This is a genomic window from Rhizobium glycinendophyticum, assembly GCF_006443685.1.
Classification (GTDB): domain Bacteria; phylum Pseudomonadota; class Alphaproteobacteria; order Rhizobiales; family Rhizobiaceae; genus Allorhizobium; species Allorhizobium glycinendophyticum.
Genome location: NZ_VFYP01000003.1, coordinates 112912 through 132085 on the forward strand (window position 1 = coordinate 112912; position 19174 = coordinate 132085).

The window sequence follows — 19174 nt, forward strand, 5'->3', positions numbered from 1 at the left end:
AGTGGTTTTTCTTGACGCACGGGCCTGAATATGGCCTAAGGCCACGCGGTGGAACCGGCTTGCGCATCGACGTTTCCTCGCCTGTTACCGGCGTCCCGCCACACTGATTTCACACATTGTCCCGATCCGGCATCTGTCGCCCGATCATTCGCACGCACCACGAGCTGAATTCCATGACCAAGTCCGGCGTCCGCGTCCGCATCGCACCCTCCCCGACCGGCGAACCCCATGTCGGGACCGCCTATATCGCGCTGTTCAACTACCTCTTCGCCAAGAAGTTCGGCGGCGAGTTTATTCTGCGCATCGAGGACACCGACGCGACCCGCTCGACCGCCGAGTTCGAGCAGAAGGTGCTGGACGCTCTCAAATGGACCGGCCTCAACTGGTCGGAAGGTCCTGATGTCGGCGGCCCTTACGGCCCCTACCGCCAGTCCGAACGCAAGGACATCTACCGTCCTTTCGTCGACAAGATGCTCGCCAATGGCGGCGCCTTCCGCTGTTTCTGCACGCCAGAGCGCCTGGAAAGCATGCGCGAAGCTCAACGCGCCGCGGGAAAGCCCCCCGGCTATGACGGCCTCTGCCTGCATCTGAAGGCCGAGGAAGTGACCGCCCGCGTCGAAGCCGGCGAGCCGCATGTCGTGCGCCTGAAGGTGCCGACCGAAGGCTCTTGCGACTTCCACGACGGCGTCTATGGCGATGTCTCGATCCCGTGGGAAAGCGTCGACATGCAGGTCCTGCTCAAGGGCGACGGCATGCCGACCTATCACATGGCGAACGTCGTCGACGATCACCTGATGAAGATCACCCACGTCGCCCGCGGCGAGGAGTGGCTGGCCTCCGTGCCGAAGCATATCCTGATCTATCGCCATCTGGGGCTCGAACCGCCAAAGTTCATGCACCTGTCGCTGATGCGCAATCACGACAAGTCGAAGCTGTCGAAGCGCAAGAACCCGACCTCGATCTCCTATTACTCGGCCCTCGGCTATCTCCCCGAAGCGCTGATGAACTTCCTCGGCCTGTTCTTCATCCAGATCGCCGAAGGCGAGGAACTGCTGTCGATGGAAGAGCTGATCGAGAAGTTCGATCCGGACAACCTTTCCAAGGCCGGCGCGATCTTCGACATCCAGAAGCTCGATTGGCTGAACGGCCGCTGGCTGCGCGAAAAGCTGACGCCGGAAGATTTCGTCGCCCGCGTGCTCGACTGGGCCCAGGAAAACGACCGCCTGGTCGAAGGCCTGAAGCTCGCCCAGAGCCGTGTGACCAAGCTCGGCGAACTGCCGCCGCTCGCCGGCTTCCTGCTCGCCAACGACGTCGGCCTGACGCCTGCCTCCTTCGGCGGGTTGAAGACCAGCCCGACTGAGACGCTCGAAATCGTCACCACCGTCCAGGCGGATCTCGAAAAGATCCTCGAATGGAACGTCACGACCATCGAGGAAGAGCTGCGCGCGATCTCCGAGCGCATGGGCAAGAAGCTCCGCGTCGTCACCCCGCCGCTTTTCGTCGCCGTCTCCGGTAGCCAGCGTTCGCTTCCGCTGTTTGACTCGATGGCGCTGCTCGGCCGCTCTGTCGTGCGCCAGCGGTTGAAGGTGGCGATCCAGGTGCTGACCGCGATGGTAGGTGCACAGAACTGAGGGAAAGCCCCTCCCCCTTGTGGGGAGGGGTTGGGGAGGGGTTTTTCCCCGAGCAAGACGCCTCCCCTCCCCGTCGCTTCGCTCCGACCCTCCCCACAAGGGGGAGGGTTGACCGAGCCAGCCGCACCAGCGAACTGAAACGAACATAGCCGCAAAAGGCATTCACACGATGACCGAACAGAAGACCGAAACCGCCCTCTCCTCCGACCCGACCGAGGTCCGCCGCCAGAAGCTGGACCAGCTGCGCAAGACCGTGGGCGACGTCTATCCGGCGCATTTCCACCGCACGCTGACCAACGCGGAATTCGCGGAAAAATATGCCGGTCTCGAGCCGGATCAGGAGTCGGAAGACATCGTCACGGTCGCCGGTCGCGTCTATTCCTCACGCAATTCCGGCATGTTCATGGACATCCATGACGCCTCGGGCAAGATCCAGATCTTCTCCCACAAGGACACGACGCCGGAGGAAGCCCGCGCGCTTCTGCCGATGATCGACCTCGGCGACATCATCGGCGTCAAGGGCCAGGTCCGCCGCACCAAGCGTGGCGAGCTGACGATCAACGCCCATGAAATCACCATGCTGACCAAGACGCTTCTCCCGATGCCGGAGAAGTATCACGGTCTCTCCGACATCGAGCTGCGCTACCGCAAGCGCCACCTCGACATCCTGACCAACGAGGATTCCAAGCTCCGCTTCCTCCAGCGCTCGAAGATCATCTCGGGTCTGCGCCGTTTCATGGAGAGCGAAGGCTTTCTTGAAGTCGAGACGCCGATGCTGCAGACGGTCTATGGCGGCGCCACCGCCGATCCGTTCAAGACGTTCCACAACACACTGAAGATGGACATGTATCTGCGCATCGCGCCGGAACTGTTCTTGAAGCGCACCCTGGTGTCGGGCCTGGCCGACAAGGTGTTCGAGGTCAACCGCAACTTCCGTAACGAAGGTGTGTCGACCCGCCACAATCCCGAATTCACCATGATGGAATGCTACTGGGCCTATGCCGACTACGAGGATGTCATGGGCCTCGTCGAGCGGCTGTTCGAGACACTGGCCGTCTCGATCCACGGCACGCCGGAAGTGACCTTCGGCGACAAGCAGATCTCCTTCAAGGGCCCGTTCAAGCGCGTGCCCATGCCCGACGCCGTCAAGGAAGCAACCGGCATCGACTTCTTGAGCATGAAGACTGACGAGGAAGCCCGCACCGCCGCAAAGGCCGCCGGCTTTGCCGTCGAGAAGGACTGGACCTGGGGCGAATGCCTGGCCTTCATCTTCGAAGAGAAGGTCGAGGGCACGCTGATCCAGCCGAGCCATGTCACGCATTTCCCCAAGGACATCTCGCCTTTCGCCAAGGAAGTGCCGGGCGAGCCGCGCCTCGTCGAACGTTTCGAGACCTATTGCAACGCCTGGGAAGTCGGCAACGCCTTCTCCGAACTGAACGACCCGGAAGAGCAGCGCAAGCGCATGGTCGAGCAGCTCGAACAGGCCCATTCGCGCGGCGAAAAGGACAAGCAGCTGGACGACGAATTCCTCGATGCCATCGACCAGGGCATGCCGCCCGCCGGCGGCCTCGGCATCGGCGTCGACCGCCTGATCATGCTCTTGACCAACGCCCCGTCGATCCGCGACGTCATCCTCTTCCCGGCCCGCCGCAACAAGGCGGATTGAGGTTTACTGCAGACGCGACGATTACAAACCCTCCGACACAGCCGGAGGGTTTTTGCTGCCGAGATGCGAATGAGCAACGGGCGCGCTGTCGAGGCCTTGATTGAGGCGCCACCTCGGGGCGGCGCGGCGCACGGACAGATTGACGGGGCTTTATCGCCCGGCCATCAATGTCCTGCCTTGGCTTCCTCACCCGGAATGATCTTTTTCGGGGGCAGCACAGCTTCATCCTCGTTCGGTGCATTTTGCCCTTCGGCAGCATGAGCCGCATCGGCGGATCCGGCAGTGGCCTCGTGGTCGCCAGCCGCACCATGCTCTTCCGGTGCGGGCGCCGGCTCAGCGGAGGAGCCCTGAGGCTCGATCGGCTGCGACCGCATCTTTTCCAGCCAGGCCGCGCCATGGTCCTCGCCGGACCCCGCTGGTGTTTCGGCAGGAGTTGCTTCGCCCTCGCCGCTTGCGGCAGCCTCTTCGCCGCCCAATCCGACCATGCTCTTCAGCGATGAGAACCAGCCACCGCCCTCGGCCGGAGCCTCGGCTGCTGCCGCATCATGGGCCGGTTCTTCGGGCGCAGCCGTATCATGGCCATTCACCGGGGCATCGGATGTCTCGACGACAGGCGCATCGGTCTCATGGGTTGCTGCTTCCGGTATTTGTTCTTCCATGACTGGAGCGTCATGACCATCGACGGAGTCATGGCCCGTGGCATCATGGCCTTTGGCCTCCGTTTCATTCGAAGCCGGAGCGTGGTCAGAAACGGTATCGCCATGGGCCGCCGGCGCTGCGGGGTGCTCCGCTTCCGGGAGCGCCGCACTGTCTTCCGCCGGCGCAGCATGGCCTTCGCTATCGCCGTGACCAGCAGCAGTTGGATCACCATGGGCATCACCTTCGCCACCATGAGCAGCGGCTTCCGCTTCGCCATGCCCTTCAGCAGGCGTCTCTCCGTGCCCGGCATCCGCCGCACCATGGGCCTCGGCCTGAGCTTCATCGCCGCCAAGCCCGACCATGCCCATCAGCGAGGCCATCCAGCCCTTGCTTTGGCCACCGCCATGCTCGGCAACGGGTGCCTGTTCGCCGTGCTCACCAGCCGGTGAGTCACCATGGCCTTCGGCCGGCGCCTCACCGTGACCTTCGGCCTCGCCATGGCCTTCGGCAGGTGCTTCCCCGTGTCCTTCTGCTTCGCCGTGCCCGCCGGCCTCGCCGTGACCTTCGCTCTTCTTCTTGCCATGAGCATCGGCTTTGCCCTCGCCATGGCCGCCTTCGGCACCTTCCGGCACCACGACTTCGGGCTTCACGCAATCGGTGCTGTCGTCGAGCTTGGCGAGCAACGCCTGCACGTCGTTCTCGCTCATATCGACACGTTCGCCGAAATACTGTCCGTTCGCCGCGGCCAGACCATCGGCATAACGCGCGGTCAGAACCCGCGCCGGCGTCGCCTCCGGAACGCGGGAGGGATCGGGAACGTAAATGACATCGGCGCCCACCGCCCGTCCACGCATCTCCGCGCGGTCCTTCGGGCCATTGGTGTCCAGCACCACCACCTGCACGAGGTCGGCCTTCTTGGCCTCCTGCACGAGTTTCGCCACCCGCAATGCGGTCTTGACGCGCGACAACCCGTCGCCCGGTTCATTGGTGGTGACATATTTGCGGATCCAGAACCGATCCTTCTTTTTGATCTCGACAACCTGCACTTCGGTGCATTCGAGACCGTTCAGTTCGGCATAGGAGGGGCCAAGCAGCGTGTCGGCGCCGATATAGACGGCAGCACCGCCCGTGCCACCGCACAGGACAAGTACGCCGCCCACGATCAGCACGAGTTTTCGCGACAGGTGAAGCTTCGGCACCTTCACGCTTGCAACTCCGCCATCACACCAACCTCGATCTTTACGCAATACTGTGGGCGAGCATAGGCGAGGCTTCTTGCGGAACCTTTAATCGACCCGTTCCATTTTGCGGCGACGCGAAAAAGCGTCCGACACACTCTCACGCGACCTCTTTTTGCAAATGATTTGCAAATGCATTGACAACGGCCGGGCGCGCTATAGATTTTAATAGGAATGACTTGCAAGAACGGGATGCCACTGATGTTGCTGAAGCTTGCCCGCCATCTTTTTGTCCTCGCCCTGCTGCTGCCGGGCGCAGCTGTTGCCGCAGACAAGCCGAAGGTGGTGACCACCTTCACCGTGATCGCGGACATTGCCCGCAATGTTGCGGGCGACGCGGCCGACGTCGAAAGCATCACCAAGCCCGGAGCCGAGATCCACGGCTACCAGCCGACACCCCGCGACATCCTCAAGGCCCGCGATGCCAATATGGTGCTGCGAAACGGCCTCTATCTCGAAGCCTGGTTCGAAAAGTTCCTCGCCAATCTCGGCGATGTGCCAACGGTGACTGTCAGCGACGGCGTCGAGCCAATCGCCATCGGTGGCGGTGCTTATGAGGGTAAGCCGAACCCGCATGCCTGGATGTCGCCGGACAATGCGCTGATCTATGTCGAAAACATCCGCAAGGCGCTGACCGATATCGACCCCGGCAATGCCGCAGTCTACGCCGCCAATGCAAAGACCTACTCGGATAAAATCCGCGCCGAGATCGAGCCGCTGAAGGCAGAGATTGCAGCGGTGCCGGAAAACCAGCGCTGGCTGGTCACCAGCGAGGGGGCCTTCTCCTATCTCGCACGCGATCTCGGTCTGAAGGAACTCTATCTCTGGCCGATCAATGCCGACAGCCAGGGTACGCCCCAGCAGGTGAAAGCCGTGGTCGATGCCGTCATCGCCAACAAGATCCCCGTCGTTTTCTCGGAAAGCACCGTTTCCGACAAACCCGCCAAGCAGGTGGCGGCGGAAACCGGGGCGGCCTATGGCGGCGTGCTCTACGTAGACTCCCTGAGCGAGGCCGATGGCCCGGTCCCCACCTACCTCGACCTCCTGAAGGTCACGGTATCGACAATCGCGAAGGGCCTTGCCGGATGATCATGGGATCGCGCGACAGAAGATCTCACCGTGGCGCCCCCTCGGGCATCACCGCAAGCGACGTGACCGTCACCTACCGCAACGGCCACACGGCACTGCGCCATGCGAGCTTCGAGATCCCGCCCGGAACGATCAACGCCTTGGTCGGCGTCAATGGCGCCGGCAAGTCGACCCTGTTCAAGGCGATCATGGGCTTCGTGCCGGTCGCGAGTGGCGAGATCCGCGTGCTCGGCATGAGCGTCAAGGAAGCCCTGAAGCGGAACCTGATCGCCTATGTGCCCCAGGCCGAGGAGGTCGACTGGAATTTCCCGGTTCTCGTCGAAGACGTGGTGATGATGGGCCGCTATGGCCATATGAACTTCCTGCGCATACCCTCCAAACACGATCACGCGCTGGTCGATGCAGCACTGGCACGTGTCGGGATGAGCGACTACCGCAAGCGCCAGATCGGCGAACTCTCCGGCGGCCAGCGCAAACGCGTCTTCCTCGCCCGGGCCCTCGCCCAGGAAGGCCAGGTGATCCTGCTCGACGAACCCTTCACCGGCGTCGACGTGACGACTGAAGAGCAGATCATCGGCCTGATGAAGGACCTGCGCGCCGAAGGCCGCGTCATGCTGGTCTCGACCCACAACCTCGGCAGCGTCCCGGACTTTTGTGACCGCACCATCTTCGTCAAGGGCACGGTCATTGCGGCCGGCAGGACAGAGGACACCTTCACAGAAGAAAACCTCAAGGCCGCTTTCGGCGGCGCGTTGCGCCACTTCGTCTTGTCGGGTACGGATCTGCACGAGGACGAGGATGGCCGCGAGGTCAAGGTCATCACCGATGACGAACGCCCCTTCGTCATCTATGGCACGCCCAAGCCAGGAGTGCGCGATGCTCGCGACCTTGGCTGAGCCGTTCACCTATGACTATATGCGCAACGCCATCCTGGTCAGCGCGCTGGTCGGTGGCGTCTGCGGGTTTCTCTCCGCCTATCTCATGTTGAAGGGCTGGTCGCTGATCGGCGATGCACTCTCCCACGCGATCGTGCCCGGCGTCGCCGGCGCCTATATGCTGGGTTTTCCCTTTGCCTTCGGCGCCTTCCTGTCCGGCGGGCTTGCGGCCATCGCGATCCTCTTCCTCAACCAGCGCACCAAGCTCAAGGAAGATGCGATCATCGGACTGATCTTCACCTCCTTCTTCGGCCTCGGCCTGTTCATGGTGTCGATCTCGCCCGTCTCGATCGACATCAAGACCATCGTGCTCGGCAACATCCTCGCCATCACCCCGGCGGACACGCTTCAACTGGTCCTGATCGGCGGCATTAGCCTCGTCGTGCTGGCGCTGAAGTGGAAGGACCTGATGGTCACCTTCTTCGATGAAAGCCATGCCCGCTCGATCGGGCTCAAACCAGAGCGGCTGAAGGTGATCTTCTTCACACTGCTCGCCGCCTCGACGGTGGCCGCCATGCAGACCGTCGGCGCCTTTCTCGTCGTCGCCATGGTCGTCACCCCCGGCGCCACGGCCTACCTGCTGACCGATCGCTTCCAGCGCGTGATCTTGCTGGCCCTCGGCATAGGCGCTGGAACGAGCTTCGTCGGTGCCTATGCCAGCTACTTTCTCGACGGCGCCACCGGCGGCATCATCGTCGTCCTGCAGACCGCGATCTTCCTGACGGCTTTTCTCTTCGCCCCCAAGCATGGCCTGCTGGCCGCCCGTGGCCGCGCGAGACACGCGCTCGAGCCGATCGGCAACGAGACGGCAGAGCCGGAACACCGGTCGAAGGAACTGCCCGCATGAGCGAAACCCTAGACCTGGCGCTCCTTCCCTTCCAACTGCCCTTCATGCAGACGGCCTTCGTCGTCACCCTGATGATCGCCATACCCATGGCGCTGCTCTCCTGCCTGCTGGTGCTCAAAGGCTGGTCGCTGATGGGTGACGCCGTCTCTCATGCCGTCCTGCCCGGTGTTGTGATCGCCTATATCGTCGGCATTCCACTCGCCATCGGCGCCTTCGCCGCGGGTCTCTTCTGCGCACTCCTCACCGGCTTCATCAAGGAGAACAGCCGCATCAAGGAAGACACGGTGCTCGGCATCGTCTTTTCCGGTATGTTCGGTCTCGGGCTGGTGCTCTATGTGCAGGTCGAGAGTTCGGTCCATCTGGACCACATCCTGTTCGGCGACATGCTGGGTGTTCTGCCCTCCGATCTCGTCGAAACCGGCGTGATCGCCCTTTTTGCCACACTCTTCCTCACCATCCTGCGCAAGGACCTGCTCGCCCACGCCTTCGACCCGCAGCATGCCCAGGCGATCGGCCTCTCGGTCCGCCTGCTGCATTACGGCCAGTTGACGGTGTTGTCGCTCCTTGTCGTCGGCGCGCTGAAGGCTGTCGGCATCATACTGTCGGTTGCCATGCTCGTCGCCCCGGGCGCCATCGCCTTCCTGGTGACGAAGCGGTTCGCCACCATGCTGGTAACCGCCGTGGCCGTGGCCGTTACCGCATCGCTGACCGGCATCTATCTGAGCTTCTTCATCGACAGCGCGCCTGCGCCGACGATCGTGCTGATCATGAGCGGCATCTTCGTTTGCGCCTTTCTGCGCACGCTCTGGCAGGCCCGTGGCGTAAACCGCATCGCGGCAGCGGAAGCGGACGGTTAGCTTCCACCCACTTGCCTTGGATCAAGTACCGTGCCGAAATTGACGACTAAGCTATCCTCCGCAATCAGAGGACAGCGAACATGTCGACGTTGAAACTGCTGAACCGCCCGACCCGCCACCTGTTCTTCACCGGCAAAGGTGGCGTCGGCAAAACCTCGCTCAGCTGCGCAACCGCCATTGCACTCGCCGACCAGGGCCTGAAGATTCTGCTGGTCAGCACCGACCCCGCCTCCAATCTCGACGAAATGCTCGGTGTCACTCTCGGCAGCGATCCGGCGCCCGTCCCCGGCGTATCCGGCCTGTTTGCGATGAACATCGATCCCGAAGCCGCCGCCGAGGATTATCGCCTGCGCGTGCTGGATCAGATGGCACCAGACACAACGGACAAGGAGCGCACCTCCGTGCGCGAGCAACTGTCCGGCGCCTGCACCACCGAGATCGCCGCCTTCGACGAATTTGTCGGTCTGCTCGCCGATGACCAGCCACAGTTCGACCACATCATCTTCGACACCGCCCCGACGGGCCACACCCTGCGGCTCCTGAGCCTGCCCAAGGCCTGGACCGGATTTCTGGAGACGAACGAACGTGGTGCCTCCTGCCTTGGGCCGCATTCCGGGCTGAAGATGCAGGAAGACCGCTTTCGCACGGCGCTCGAATGCCTGGGTGATCCCGCCCGCACGACCATCGTGCTGGTGACCCGCGCCGATCGCGGTGCCATCCGGGAGGCCGCTCGCACGGCCGGCGAATTGTCAGAACTCGGACTGTCCAACCAGATGCTCGCCATAAACGGCCGCTTCACGCCATCGGATCCGAACGACCAAGTGGCCACGGCCTTTGCGGCAGAACAGACAAAGGCGCTGGCCGAGATGCCGCCCGCCCTTTCGGCCTTGCCTCGCGACGACGTGCCTCTCAAACCCTTCGACATGGTCGGCCTCGACGCGCTGCGCGGGCTGCTGTCGCAAAGCGCTTCCATCCCTGCCGTCGATCCAGCCGACGAGACATTCGCTACCCCCGAGCTTCCCCGCCTCTCAACGTTCATCGACGAGATCGCCGCAAGCGGCAAGGGCCTGGTGATGGTCATGGGCAAGGGCGGCGTCGGCAAGACCACGGTCGCCGCAGTCGTCGCCGTCGGGCTCGCCGCGCGCGGACACAGCGTACACCTCACCACGACAGATCCGGCGGCACACCTGTCCTTCGTCGTGGGCGCAGGCGCGATGCCTGGCCTGACCGTCGACCGCATAGACCCCGAGGCAGAGACCGCGCGTTACATCGACAAGATCATGGCGACCAAGGGCCACGATCTCGATGAGGCGGGCCGCGCCCTGCTGCGCGAAGACCTTGCCTCGCCCTGCACCGAAGAAGTCGCCGTCTTCCACGCCTTCTCCCGCGTCGTCGGTGAAGCCCGTTCGAGCTTTGTCGTCATCGACACGGCGCCGACAGGCCACACACTGTTGCTGCTCGATGCGACAGGCGCCTATCACCGCCAGATGACGCGCCATCTCGATGACAACGCCCCCGGCCGCATGGTGACCCCGCTGATGCGCCTGCAGGATCCCACCTATACGCGGGTGCTGCTTGTCACATTGCCGGAAAGGACACCGGTCTCGGAAGCATCCGCCCTGCAGGACGACCTGCGCCGCGCCGGCATCGCGCCCCATGGCTGGGTGGTCAACAAGTCGATGGCGATCACAGGCACGCGCGACCCGCTCTTGCGCGCCCGCATCAGAGGCGAAAAGGCGCAGATCGAACGGGTGACGCGCGATTGTGCCGAGCGGATCTATGCCCTGGACTTCCGCCCCGTTGCGCCCGTGGGCCTGGAGGAACTTCGCCGGATCGCCGAAGAAGGGTGAGTATCCGGCTGCGACGCGCTCAGGCCCTTGCATCCTCTTCCGCTCGCTTCACGCGGCGCGAGACGACCCATTCCCGCCAGACCGTGAAGAGCCCGGCCCCGACGACGATCGTCGCGCCCACCACCGTGTTCCAGCGCAGGACTTCACCGAAGACGGTCACCGCGATGACGGCACCCAGCACGAGCTGCCAGTAGGAGATCGGCTGAACGACGACCGCATCGAGGTTTTCATAAGCCTTGATGAGCGCCAGGTGACCGATGATGCCCGTGCAGCAGAGGCAACCCATCCACACCCAGTCCATGGCCGAAAACGGGATCCAGAAAAACGGGCCGAGGATATTGGCACCGATGAAGCCGACGATGGCGAGATAGAAGAAGCTGGTCGAGGGCCCATCCTCGCGGCTGACAAGACGCGTCGCGATAGCATAGACCGCCCCCAGCACGGCACAGATCAGCGGCAACACGACATAGATGTTGAAACCGTCCGCTCCCGGCGACAGCATGATCAGCACGCCGACGAGACCGGCCGAGATCGCGGTCCACCGCCGCCAGCCCACCTTTTCGCCGAGGATCGGCATCGACAAGAGCGCCACGAAGATCGGCCCTGCGGCAAAGATCGCCTGGCTCTTGGCCAAGCCGACATGCGTGAAGGCGACAATCGAGATCAGGATCTGCGAGAACAGCAACAGACCTCGGAGAATCTGCAGGAAGGGACGCCGGGTGTTGATCGCGGTTCTCAGGCCGCCGTTCGAGCGCAGCGCTAGGAACAGCGCAAAGGCGACAAAGGCCCAGTACCGTACCATCGCGACCTGGACCGGCGAATAATCACCGCCGAGATGTTTGGAAAGGCCGTCCTGGATGGCGAAGACGGAAAAGGCGAGAAACGTGAAGCTATAGCCGAGCGGCGTCGATTTCATAATGGGGAACTGGAGCCTGGAAAGAAGACGAATCCGTGGAGAACCAACGGCGCGGGCCTTTGATCCTACACCCCCGGAAATGTTTGGCCAGACCGCGTTTGCACGGCTGCCATGCAGTCTGACAACTGCGCAAGCTGCCTTGCCCGCCGCAGCCTCTCCGTGCTTGAGTAGCGCATGGCCTTCACATTCCGTCAGCTGCAATATTTCGTCGCCGTCGCCGAGCAGGGTTCCGTCACCCGCGCGGCGCAGAACCTCTCCATTTCGCAGTCTTCGGTCACCGAGGCGATCAAGGAACTGGAGGGCGATCTGGGCGTGGAACTCTTCGAGCGCCACCCGCGCGGCCTGTCGATCACCTATAACGGCCACCAGTTCCTCCGCCATGCGACGAAGATTTTGGCCACCGTCTCGGATGCCCGCCATGTGTTTGCCGAAACGAAGAGCAATACCGGTGGCACGCTCAACATCGGCGTTACCTCGCTTGTCGCCGGCTACGTGCTCTCGGATCTCCTCGCCCGCTACCGCCGCGCTTGCCCTGGCGTGGAGGTTTCGGCTATCGAGGACAACGGGTCTTATCTCGAACACCTGCTGATCGGCGGCGAACTGGATGTCGCCGTCATGGTCATCTCCAACCTGCGCGACCGCATGGCGCTGCAGGCGGAAATCCTGGAAACCTCGCCCTACCGCCTCTGGCTCCCCATCGGCCACCCACTGGTCTCCGCCGACATCATCTCAATTGCCGACATCACGAAAGAACCGCTGATCATGCTGACGGTGGACGAAATCGAGGAGAACACCGGCAAGCTCCTTTCGGCACTCGGCGCACGCCCGCATGTCGCCTTCCGCACCCGCTCTGTCGAAGCCGTCCGCAGCCTGGTCGCCACCGGCGCCGGCGTGGCGCTGTTGCCCGATCTCGTCTACCGCCCCTGGTCGCTGGAAGGCGACCGCATCGAAAGCCGCGACGTGTCCGGTGCTCTGCCGGTGGTGCAAGTCGGCATGGTCTGGCGCAAGGGCTCCAGCCTGCCCCAGGCGGCAAGGGACTTTGTGGGGATCGCGGAAGCGAGCCGCAGTGGGCGGGTGCGGTAATCTTCATCGTAGCGATTGCCCCCTTATCCGGCTGCCGCCACCTTCTCCCCGTGAACGGGGAGAAGGCCGCCGGGGCCGCCTATTTGCCCCCTTCTCCCCGCCTGCGGGGAGCAGGTCCCGGCAGGGGATGAGGGGCATACCCACCTACCAGGAAAAGCCCAACCCATCGGAAAAACCGATATCACCATTCTGACGAATGAATTTGCGAATGCGGTTAATTCACGGCAACCTTCTGGCCGGGAACAATGGCCGCAAAAGCGCGGCCGCACACACGGGAGACCTCGCGATGAAATCGATTCTGAAGTCTTGTACTGTCCTCGCCTCTGTACTGAGCCTGACGACCGCCGCTGTCGCTCAAGAACCGCTGAAGGAACTCGGCCCCGGCGAAGGCGCCCTCTCCATCGTCGCCTGGGCCGGCTATATCGAGCGCGGCGAAACCGACAAGGCTTATGACTGGGTCACCGACTTCGAAAAGTCCACCGGCTGCAAGGTCTCGGTAAAGACCGCCGCCACATCCGATGAAATGGTCGCCCTGATGAACGAAGGCGGCTTCGACCTCGTCACCGCCTCGGGCGATGCGTCGCTCCGCCTCGTGGCCGGCAAGCGCGTCCAGCCGATCAATACCGCCCTCATCCCCTCCTGGAGCACCATCGACGAGCGCCTGCAGAACGCCCCCTGGCACACCAAGGACGGCGTGCATTACGGGACGCCTTACGTCTGGGGCGCCAACGTCCTGATGTACAACACCGAAGCCTTCAAGGGCGAAGCCCCGAAGAGCTGGAAAGTCGTTTTCGAGGAAATGACCCTGCCCGACGGCAAGTCCAACAAGGGCCGCGTCCAGGCCTATGACGGCCCCATCTATGTGGCCGATGCCGCCCTCTACCTGATGGCGCACAAGCCGGAACTCGGCATCAAGGACCCCTACGAACTGAACGAAGAGCAGTACAAGGCCGCCCTCGACCTGCTGCGCGGCCAGCGCCAGTTGGTCGGCCGCTACTGGCACGACGCGATGATCCAGATCGACGACTTCAAGAACGAAGGCGTGGTCGCCTCCGGCTCCTGGCCCTTCCAGGTCAACCTGATGAAGGCCGAAGGCGCCAAGATCGACTCGACCTTCCCCGAGGAAGGCGTGACCGGCTGGGCCGACACGACCATGCTGCATGTCGACAGCGAGCACCCCAACTGCGCTTATATGTGGATGGAGCACTCGCTCTCGCCCAAGGTCCAGGGTGACGTATCCGCCTGGTTCGGCACGGTTCCCTCCGTGCCCGCCGCCTGCAAAGGCAATGCGCTCTACGGCGATGAGGGTTGCAAGACCAACGGCTACGAACACTTCGACCAGATCAAGTTCTGGCGCACGCCGACCTCCAAATGCGAAAGCCAGGGCGAATGCGTCCCCTATCACCGCTGGGTCTCCGACTATATCGGCGTGATCGGCGGACGGTAATCTCGTAACCGGGGCATTTGCCCCTCACCCTTCCCCTCTCCCCGTAAACGGGGAGAGGGGACTTGCCCCGAACCCACCGCTTTGCCTGCTGCCTGCCGACGCTCTGCGAGGCCGGCGGAAGTGTGCCCTTCTCCCCGCCTGCGGGGAGAAGGTGCCGGCAGGCGGATGAGGGGCCACAAAGCAACTCTGGAGCCCCCATGACCGCAGCCGTCTCCTTCTCGAAGGTCTCGCGCCATTTCGGCAGCGTCAAAGCCGTCGACAGCGTCGATCTCACCGTGGCACCCGGCGAATTCTTCGCCATGCTCGGCCCCTCGGGCTCCGGCAAGACGACCTGCCTGCGGCTGATTGCCGGCTTCGAGCAGCCCACCGATGGCCACATCGAGATCTTCGGCGAAACTGCCGAGGGCGTGCCGCCCTATCGCCGCAACGTCAACACGGTCTTCCAGGACTATGCCCTCTTTCCGCACTTGAACATTCTCGACAACGTCGCCTATGGCCTGATGGTCAAGGGTGTCGCCAAGGCCGAACGCCACCGCGAAGCCGAAAAGGCGCTCGAACTGGTCAAGCTCCCCGGCTATGGTGCCCGCAAGCCCGGCCAGCTCTCAGGCGGTCAGCGTCAGCGCGTGGCGCTGGCCAGAGCGCTCGTCAACAAGCCGAAAGTGCTGCTGCTCGATGAACCGCTCGGGGCACTCGACTTGAAGCTGCGCGAACAGATGCAGGAAGAACTGAAGAGCCTGCAGCGCGCGCTCGGCATCACCTTCGTCTTCGTCACCCACGACCAGGGCGAAGCGCTCTCCATGGCCGACCGGGTCGCCGTGTTCAACGACGGGAAAATTGTCCAGGCTGGCGCTCCCGAAGAAATCTACAACCGTCCCAGAACGCGTTTCGTCGCGGATTTCGTCGGCTCGTCGAATGTGATTTCGCCCGCAGACATGAAGGCGCTCGGCGGCGAGGCGCGTTGGACGAGCCTGCGCCCCGAAGCCATCCGGATCGCGAGCGACGGCGGCGTGCCGGCCCTCGTCCGCTCGACGAGCTTCCTCGGCGCGGCCACCCGCCTCTTCGTCAATGCCGGTGCCACGGCACTTTCGGTGACGATCCCGGCCGGCCAGCCGGTGCCGAAACCGGGTGAAACCGTCGGCCTCACCTGGGCACCCACCGATGCCCACATCATGGAGGACGAGGCATGACTGCGCCGGCCTCCACCGTCATCCTCGATGGCCGTCAGGGCCTGATGGGGCGGCTCTCGGATCTGTTCTGGCGGCGTCCCAACCTGCTGCTGGTCCTGATGCTGGTGCCGCCCCTGCTCTGGCTCGGCATCATCTATGTCGGCTCGCTCCTGGCGCTGCTGCTGCAGAGTTTCTTCTCGATCGACGAATTCTCCGGCCTGATCAATTACGAGTTCACGCTCTCGACCTATGGCCAGCTGCTGCAGCCGGCAAACTTCGACGTCATCCTGCGCACCCTGCTGATGGCTACCGCCGTGACCATCGCGTCCATTGGGTTAGCCTTTCCGATCGCCTATTACGCCGCCCGCTATGCCCAGGGCAAATGGAAGGCGATCTTTTATCTTGGCATCATGCTGCCGCTCTGGTCGAGCTATCTCGTCAAGGTATACGCCTGGAAGCTCATCCTCGCCAAGGAGGGCATCCTCACCTGGATCTTCGAAAAGCTGCACCTGACCTGGCTGCTCGACGCCATCCTGGCGATCCCGGTGATCGGCGGCAGCTCCCTGTCGATCAGCTATATCGGCACCTTCATCGTCTTCTGCTATGTCTGGCTGCCCTTCATGATCCTGCCGATCCAGGCCTCGCTGGAGCGCGTGCCCGGCAATCTGATCGAAGCCTCCGGCGATCTCGGCGCCGATGCCCGCCAGACTTTCCGCCACGTGCTTCTGCCGCTGTCGCTGCCGGGCATCGTCGCCGGCTCGATCTTCACCTTTTCGCTGACGCTCGGCGACTACATCATTCCGCAGATCGTCGGCACCTCGCGCCTCTTCATCGGCCAGGCCGTCTATGCCCAGCAGGGTACGGCCGGCAACATCCCGCTTGCCGCCGCCTTCTCGGTCGTTCCGATCGTCATCATGGGCATCTATCTTTCCATCGCCAAACGCCTGGGGGCTTTCGATGCGCTCTGACCGCTCCCAATCGGCAGGCCTGCCGCTGAAAATCGCCGCCGGCCTCGGCCTCGCCTTCCTGCATCTGCCGATCCTGCTGATCTTCGTCTATGCCTTCACGACGGAGGAAAAGAGCTTTCAGTTCCCGCCGCCGGGCTTTACCACCAAATGGTTCGCCGTTGCCTGGAACCGTCCGGACATCTGGGAAGCGCTCAGCCTGTCGGTCCGCGTCGCGAGCATCGCGACGCTGATCGCGCTCGTGCTCGGCACGCTGGCCGCCGCCGCTGTCGCCCGTACCAAATTCTTCGGCCGTGAAGTGATCTCGCTGCTCGTCATCCTGCCGATCGCACTTCCCGGCATCATCACCGGCATTGCGCTGCGTTCCGCCTTCTCGCTCGCCGAGATCCCGTTCTCGGTCTGGACGATCATCCTCGGCCACGCCACCTTCTGCGTCGTGGTCGTGTACAACAACGCCGTCGCCCGTTTTCGCCGCACCTCTGGCTCGTTGATCGAAGCCTCGATGGATCTCGGCGCCGATGGCTTCCAGACCTTCCGCCATGTGATCCTGCCGAACATCGCAACGGCCCTTCTCGCCGGCGGCATGCTGGCGTTTGCGCTGTCGTTCGACGAAGTCATCGTCACGACCTTCACCGCCGGCCAGCAGACGACACTGCCGATCTGGATGCTGGAAGAGCTGATCCGCCCACGCCAGCGCCCGGTGACCAATGTGGTAGCCATGGTCGTGGTGATCGTGACATTCCTGCCAATCCTGGCAGCCTATTATCTGACCCGTGATACCGACCAGGTGGCCGGCAGCGGCAAGTAGCCCCAGACAGACCATCGAGACAATGAGGGAGAACGACATGGACACCCAGATGCTGATCGGCTCGAAATTCGAAGCCGGCACCGAGACGGACGAGAAGATCCTGAACCCGAAGACCGGCGACGTGATCGTCGACCTCCCGGAGGCGTCCCTCGCCCAGGTCGATGCCGCCGTCGACGCCGCCGACAAGGCCTTCGACAGCTGGTCCTCGACCACACCCGGCCAGCGCTCGGCCTATCTGCTCGCCATCGCTGATGCGATCGAAAAGGATGCGGCCGGCTTTGCGGCTCTCGAAAGCCTGAACTGCGGCAAGCCGATCAATGCCGTCCTCAACGACGAGATCCCTGCGATCGTCGACTGCTACCGGTTCTTCGCCGGTGCCATCCGCACGCTGCATGCGCCGGCCTCCGGCGAATACCTGCCGGGCTTCACTTCGATGATCCGCCGCGACGCCGTCGGCATCATCGGCTCGATCGCGCCGTGGAACTACCCGCTGATGATGATGGCCTGGAAGCTCGCGCCGGCGCTTGCCGGCGGCAACACCATCGTCTTCAAGCCGTCCGAGCAGACCCCGCTCTCGGCCCTGAAGCTCGCCCGCACCATGGCGGAAATCCTGCCGGAAGGCGTGGTCAATGTCGTCCTGGGCCGCGGTGAAAGTGTCGGCAATGCGCTGATCAACCACCCGAAGGTCGCCATGGTGTCGATCACCGGCGATATCGCCACCGGCAAGAAAGTGCTGACAGCTGCCGCCAAGACCGTCAAGCGCACGCATCTGGAACTCGGTGGCAAGGCCCCTGTCATCATCCATGACGACGCCGACATCGAGGCCGCCGTCTTGGCCATCCGCACCTTCGGTTATTACAATGCCGGCCAGGACTGCACCGCCGCCTGCCGTATCTATGCCTCGGACAAGATTTACGACCGCTTCGTCGCGGATCTCGCGAGCGCCGTCTCCACCATCAAGTTCAACCAGGCTGACGATGCCGACAACGAAATCGGCCCGCTGATTTCCAAGCGCCAGCGCGACCGTGTCGAAAGCTTCGTCACCCGCGCGGCCGAGCATAAACACATGGAAATCGTCGCCGGCGGCAAGCTCGGCTCCGACAAGGGCTTCTTCTACACCCCGACCGTCATTGCCGGCGCCACCCAGGACGACGAAATCGTCCGCCGCGAAGTCTTCGGCCCCGTCGTCTCCGTCACCCGCTTCACGGAGGCCGAACAGGCCGTCGCTTGGGCCAATGACAGCGACTACGGCCTTGCCTCTTCCGTCTGGACCAAGGACATCTCCCGCGCCATGCAGACCGCCGCCAAGCTGCGCTACGGCTGCACCTGGATCAACACCCACTTCATGCTCTGCAACGAAATGCCTCATGGCGGCATGAAGCAGTCGGGTTATGGTAAGGACATGTCGATCTACGCGCTGGAAGACTACACGGCCGTCCGCCACGTGATGATCGCGCATTAAGTTTCCGTCAGGCGTATGCCCAAGGTTGGGCCCCTGTCCTCTGAGCGCGGAAGATTACCCTGACACGGCAAACCGGTGGCGGTGAAGCGTCGCCACCGGTATCATGGCCCGGCAAATCACGGAGCCATGCATGCGGCATAAACTGATCACGACACTCCTGGCCACCACCTTGGGGATGGCCTTCGCTGGTCCGACCGCGCATGCCCAGCAACCGCAAGTCATTCCCGCGCCCGCAATCGGGGGCAACGCACCCTTGATGGACGCCTATCTCTGGCATGTGCGCGGTCTGCCGCCCGGCCAGCGCCTCGCCGTCTATTCGGGCGCTGGCCCGAAGTTTCGGGTCATCTATGCCCTCGACGAGGGAACCCCGATCGAGCGGCTCTCCTGCAAGGACAGCCGGGGTGGCTACTGGTGCCGCATTGCGACTGTGGACCGCCCGCGTATCTCCGGTTGGGTCGATGGCCGCTTCCTTCTGGAAGAGACCGGATTTGCTCCTCCGCAGGAAGAGCGCAATGCACCGCTGGAGCCGGAAATCCTGATCGACCCGCTCGAGAAGCCACGGCGGCGTTGAACGC

16 protein-coding genes are annotated in these 19174 nt (G+C 63.3%); 14 read left to right on the forward strand and 2 right to left on the reverse strand.

Annotated features, from left to right (window positions below):
- Positions 1 to 173 precede the first annotated feature (173 nt).
- On the forward strand, positions 174 to 1631 hold the full coding sequence (gene gltX / locus FJQ55_RS17610) for a glutamate--tRNA ligase (RefSeq protein ID WP_140830293.1): 1458 nt from the start codon (positions 174 to 176) through the stop codon (positions 1629 to 1631).
- Positions 1632 to 1800: 169 nt separating this feature from the next.
- The gene (gene lysS / locus FJQ55_RS17615) at positions 1801 to 3297 is read left to right on the forward strand and encodes a lysine--tRNA ligase (protein WP_140830295.1); all 1497 of its coding nucleotides are present in this window, start codon (positions 1801 to 1803) and stop codon (positions 3295 to 3297) included.
- A gap of 164 nt (positions 3298 to 3461) precedes the next feature.
- On the opposite strand, the gene FJQ55_RS17620 is transcribed toward lysS, so the two are convergent.
- Positions 3462 to 5141, reverse strand: coding sequence for a hypothetical protein (locus FJQ55_RS17620; protein WP_140830297.1), 1680 nt, complete (start codon positions 5139 to 5141; stop codon positions 3462 to 3464).
- A 234-nt stretch (positions 5142 to 5375) separates the two neighbouring features.
- On the opposite strand from FJQ55_RS17620, the gene FJQ55_RS17625 reads away from it, so the two are divergent.
- The 5 genes from FJQ55_RS17625 (at position 5376) to arsA (ending at position 10752) form a co-directional block, all read left to right on the forward strand.
- On the forward strand, positions 5376 to 6263 hold the full coding sequence (locus FJQ55_RS17625; protein WP_140830299.1) for a metal ABC transporter substrate-binding protein: 888 nt from the start codon (positions 5376 to 5378) through the stop codon (positions 6261 to 6263).
- Positions 6264 to 6265: 2 nt separating this feature from the next.
- Complete coding sequence (locus FJQ55_RS17630; RefSeq protein WP_140830906.1) at positions 6266 to 7159, forward strand: manganese/iron ABC transporter ATP-binding protein; 894 nt, start codon at positions 6266 to 6268, stop codon at positions 7157 to 7159.
- The gene (locus FJQ55_RS17635; protein ID WP_140830301.1) at positions 7140 to 8045 is read left to right on the forward strand and encodes a metal ABC transporter permease; all 906 of its coding nucleotides are present in this window, start codon (positions 7140 to 7142) and stop codon (positions 8043 to 8045) included. The genes FJQ55_RS17630 and FJQ55_RS17635 overlap by 20 nt, the downstream gene beginning before the upstream one ends.
- Positions 8042 to 8902, forward strand: coding sequence for a metal ABC transporter permease (locus FJQ55_RS17640; RefSeq protein WP_140830303.1), 861 nt, complete (start codon positions 8042 to 8044; stop codon positions 8900 to 8902). The genes FJQ55_RS17635 and FJQ55_RS17640 overlap by 4 nt, the downstream gene beginning before the upstream one ends.
- An 80-nt stretch (positions 8903 to 8982) precedes the next feature.
- Entirely contained in the window at positions 8983 to 10752 is a 1770-nt protein-coding gene (gene arsA, locus FJQ55_RS17645) for an arsenical pump-driving ATPase (RefSeq protein ID WP_140830305.1), read from the forward strand.
- Between the two features lie 19 nt (positions 10753 to 10771).
- On the opposite strand, the gene FJQ55_RS17650 is transcribed toward arsA, so the two are convergent.
- Positions 10772 to 11668 (reverse strand): DMT family transporter, encoded by an 897-nt coding sequence (locus FJQ55_RS17650; protein ID WP_140830307.1) that lies wholly within the window; start codon positions 11666 to 11668, stop codon positions 10772 to 10774.
- Positions 11669 to 11842: 174 nt separating this feature from the next.
- Between FJQ55_RS17650 and FJQ55_RS17655 the strand changes: the two genes are divergently transcribed.
- The 7 genes from FJQ55_RS17655 to FJQ55_RS17685 all read left to right on the forward strand — a co-directional run bounded on the left by FJQ55_RS17655 (position 11843) and on the right by FJQ55_RS17685 (position 19170).
- Positions 11843 to 12751, forward strand: coding sequence for a LysR family transcriptional regulator (locus tag FJQ55_RS17655; protein WP_062281390.1), 909 nt, complete (start codon positions 11843 to 11845; stop codon positions 12749 to 12751).
- A 286-nt stretch (positions 12752 to 13037) separates the two neighbouring features.
- Complete coding sequence (locus tag FJQ55_RS17660; protein ID WP_140830310.1) at positions 13038 to 14198, forward strand: ABC transporter substrate-binding protein; 1161 nt, start codon at positions 13038 to 13040, stop codon at positions 14196 to 14198.
- 197 nt (positions 14199 to 14395) lie between these two features.
- Entirely contained in the window at positions 14396 to 15385 is a 990-nt protein-coding gene (locus FJQ55_RS17665) for an ABC transporter ATP-binding protein (RefSeq protein WP_140830311.1), read from the forward strand.
- Positions 15382 to 16332, forward strand: coding sequence for an ABC transporter permease (locus FJQ55_RS17670; protein WP_140830314.1), 951 nt, complete (start codon positions 15382 to 15384; stop codon positions 16330 to 16332). The genes FJQ55_RS17665 and FJQ55_RS17670 overlap by 4 nt, the downstream gene beginning before the upstream one ends.
- Positions 16322 to 17137 carry an ABC transporter permease gene (locus FJQ55_RS17675; RefSeq protein WP_140830316.1) on the forward strand — a complete coding sequence of 272 codons (816 nt, stop codon included), beginning with the start codon at positions 16322 to 16324 and terminating at the stop codon, positions 17135 to 17137. Before FJQ55_RS17670 ends, FJQ55_RS17675 begins: the two co-directional genes overlap by 11 nt.
- 37 nt (positions 17138 to 17174) lie before the next feature.
- Positions 17175 to 18599, forward strand: coding sequence for a gamma-aminobutyraldehyde dehydrogenase (locus FJQ55_RS17680; RefSeq protein WP_140830318.1), 1425 nt, complete (start codon positions 17175 to 17177; stop codon positions 18597 to 18599).
- A 130-nt stretch (positions 18600 to 18729) separates the two neighbouring features.
- Positions 18730 to 19170 (forward strand): SH3 domain-containing protein, encoded by a 441-nt coding sequence (locus tag FJQ55_RS17685; protein ID WP_246085184.1) that lies wholly within the window; start codon positions 18730 to 18732, stop codon positions 19168 to 19170.
- The last annotated feature ends 4 nt before the right edge of the window (positions 19171 to 19174 follow it).

Coding starts and splice junctions, on each gene's coding strand:
- gltX (WP_140830293.1), top strand. CDS start 174: ATGACCAAGTCCGGCGTCCGCGTCCGCATCGCACCCTCCCCGACCGGC.
- lysS (WP_140830295.1), top strand. CDS start 1,801: ATGACCGAACAGAAGACCGAAACCGCCCTCTCCTCCGACCCGACCGAG.
- FJQ55_RS17625 (WP_140830299.1), top strand. CDS start 5,376: ATGTTGCTGAAGCTTGCCCGCCATCTTTTTGTCCTCGCCCTGCTGCTG.
- FJQ55_RS17630 (WP_140830906.1), top strand. CDS start 6,266: ATGGGATCGCGCGACAGAAGATCTCACCGTGGCGCCCCCTCGGGCATC.
- FJQ55_RS17635 (WP_140830301.1), top strand. CDS start 7,140: ATGCTCGCGACCTTGGCTGAGCCGTTCACCTATGACTATATGCGCAAC.
- FJQ55_RS17640 (WP_140830303.1), top strand. CDS start 8,042: ATGAGCGAAACCCTAGACCTGGCGCTCCTTCCCTTCCAACTGCCCTTC.
- arsA (WP_140830305.1), top strand. CDS start 8,983: ATGTCGACGTTGAAACTGCTGAACCGCCCGACCCGCCACCTGTTCTTC.
- FJQ55_RS17650 (WP_140830307.1), bottom strand. CDS start 11,668: ATGAAATCGACGCCGCTCGGCTATAGCTTCACGTTTCTCGCCTTTTCC.
- FJQ55_RS17655 (WP_062281390.1), top strand. CDS start 11,843: ATGGCCTTCACATTCCGTCAGCTGCAATATTTCGTCGCCGTCGCCGAG.
- FJQ55_RS17660 (WP_140830310.1), top strand. CDS start 13,038: ATGAAATCGATTCTGAAGTCTTGTACTGTCCTCGCCTCTGTACTGAGC.
- FJQ55_RS17665 (WP_140830311.1), top strand. CDS start 14,396: ATGACCGCAGCCGTCTCCTTCTCGAAGGTCTCGCGCCATTTCGGCAGC.
- FJQ55_RS17670 (WP_140830314.1), top strand. CDS start 15,382: ATGACTGCGCCGGCCTCCACCGTCATCCTCGATGGCCGTCAGGGCCTG.
- FJQ55_RS17675 (WP_140830316.1), top strand. CDS start 16,322: ATGCGCTCTGACCGCTCCCAATCGGCAGGCCTGCCGCTGAAAATCGCC.
- FJQ55_RS17680 (WP_140830318.1), top strand. CDS start 17,175: ATGGACACCCAGATGCTGATCGGCTCGAAATTCGAAGCCGGCACCGAG.
- FJQ55_RS17685 (WP_246085184.1), top strand. CDS start 18,730: ATGCGGCATAAACTGATCACGACACTCCTGGCCACCACCTTGGGGATG.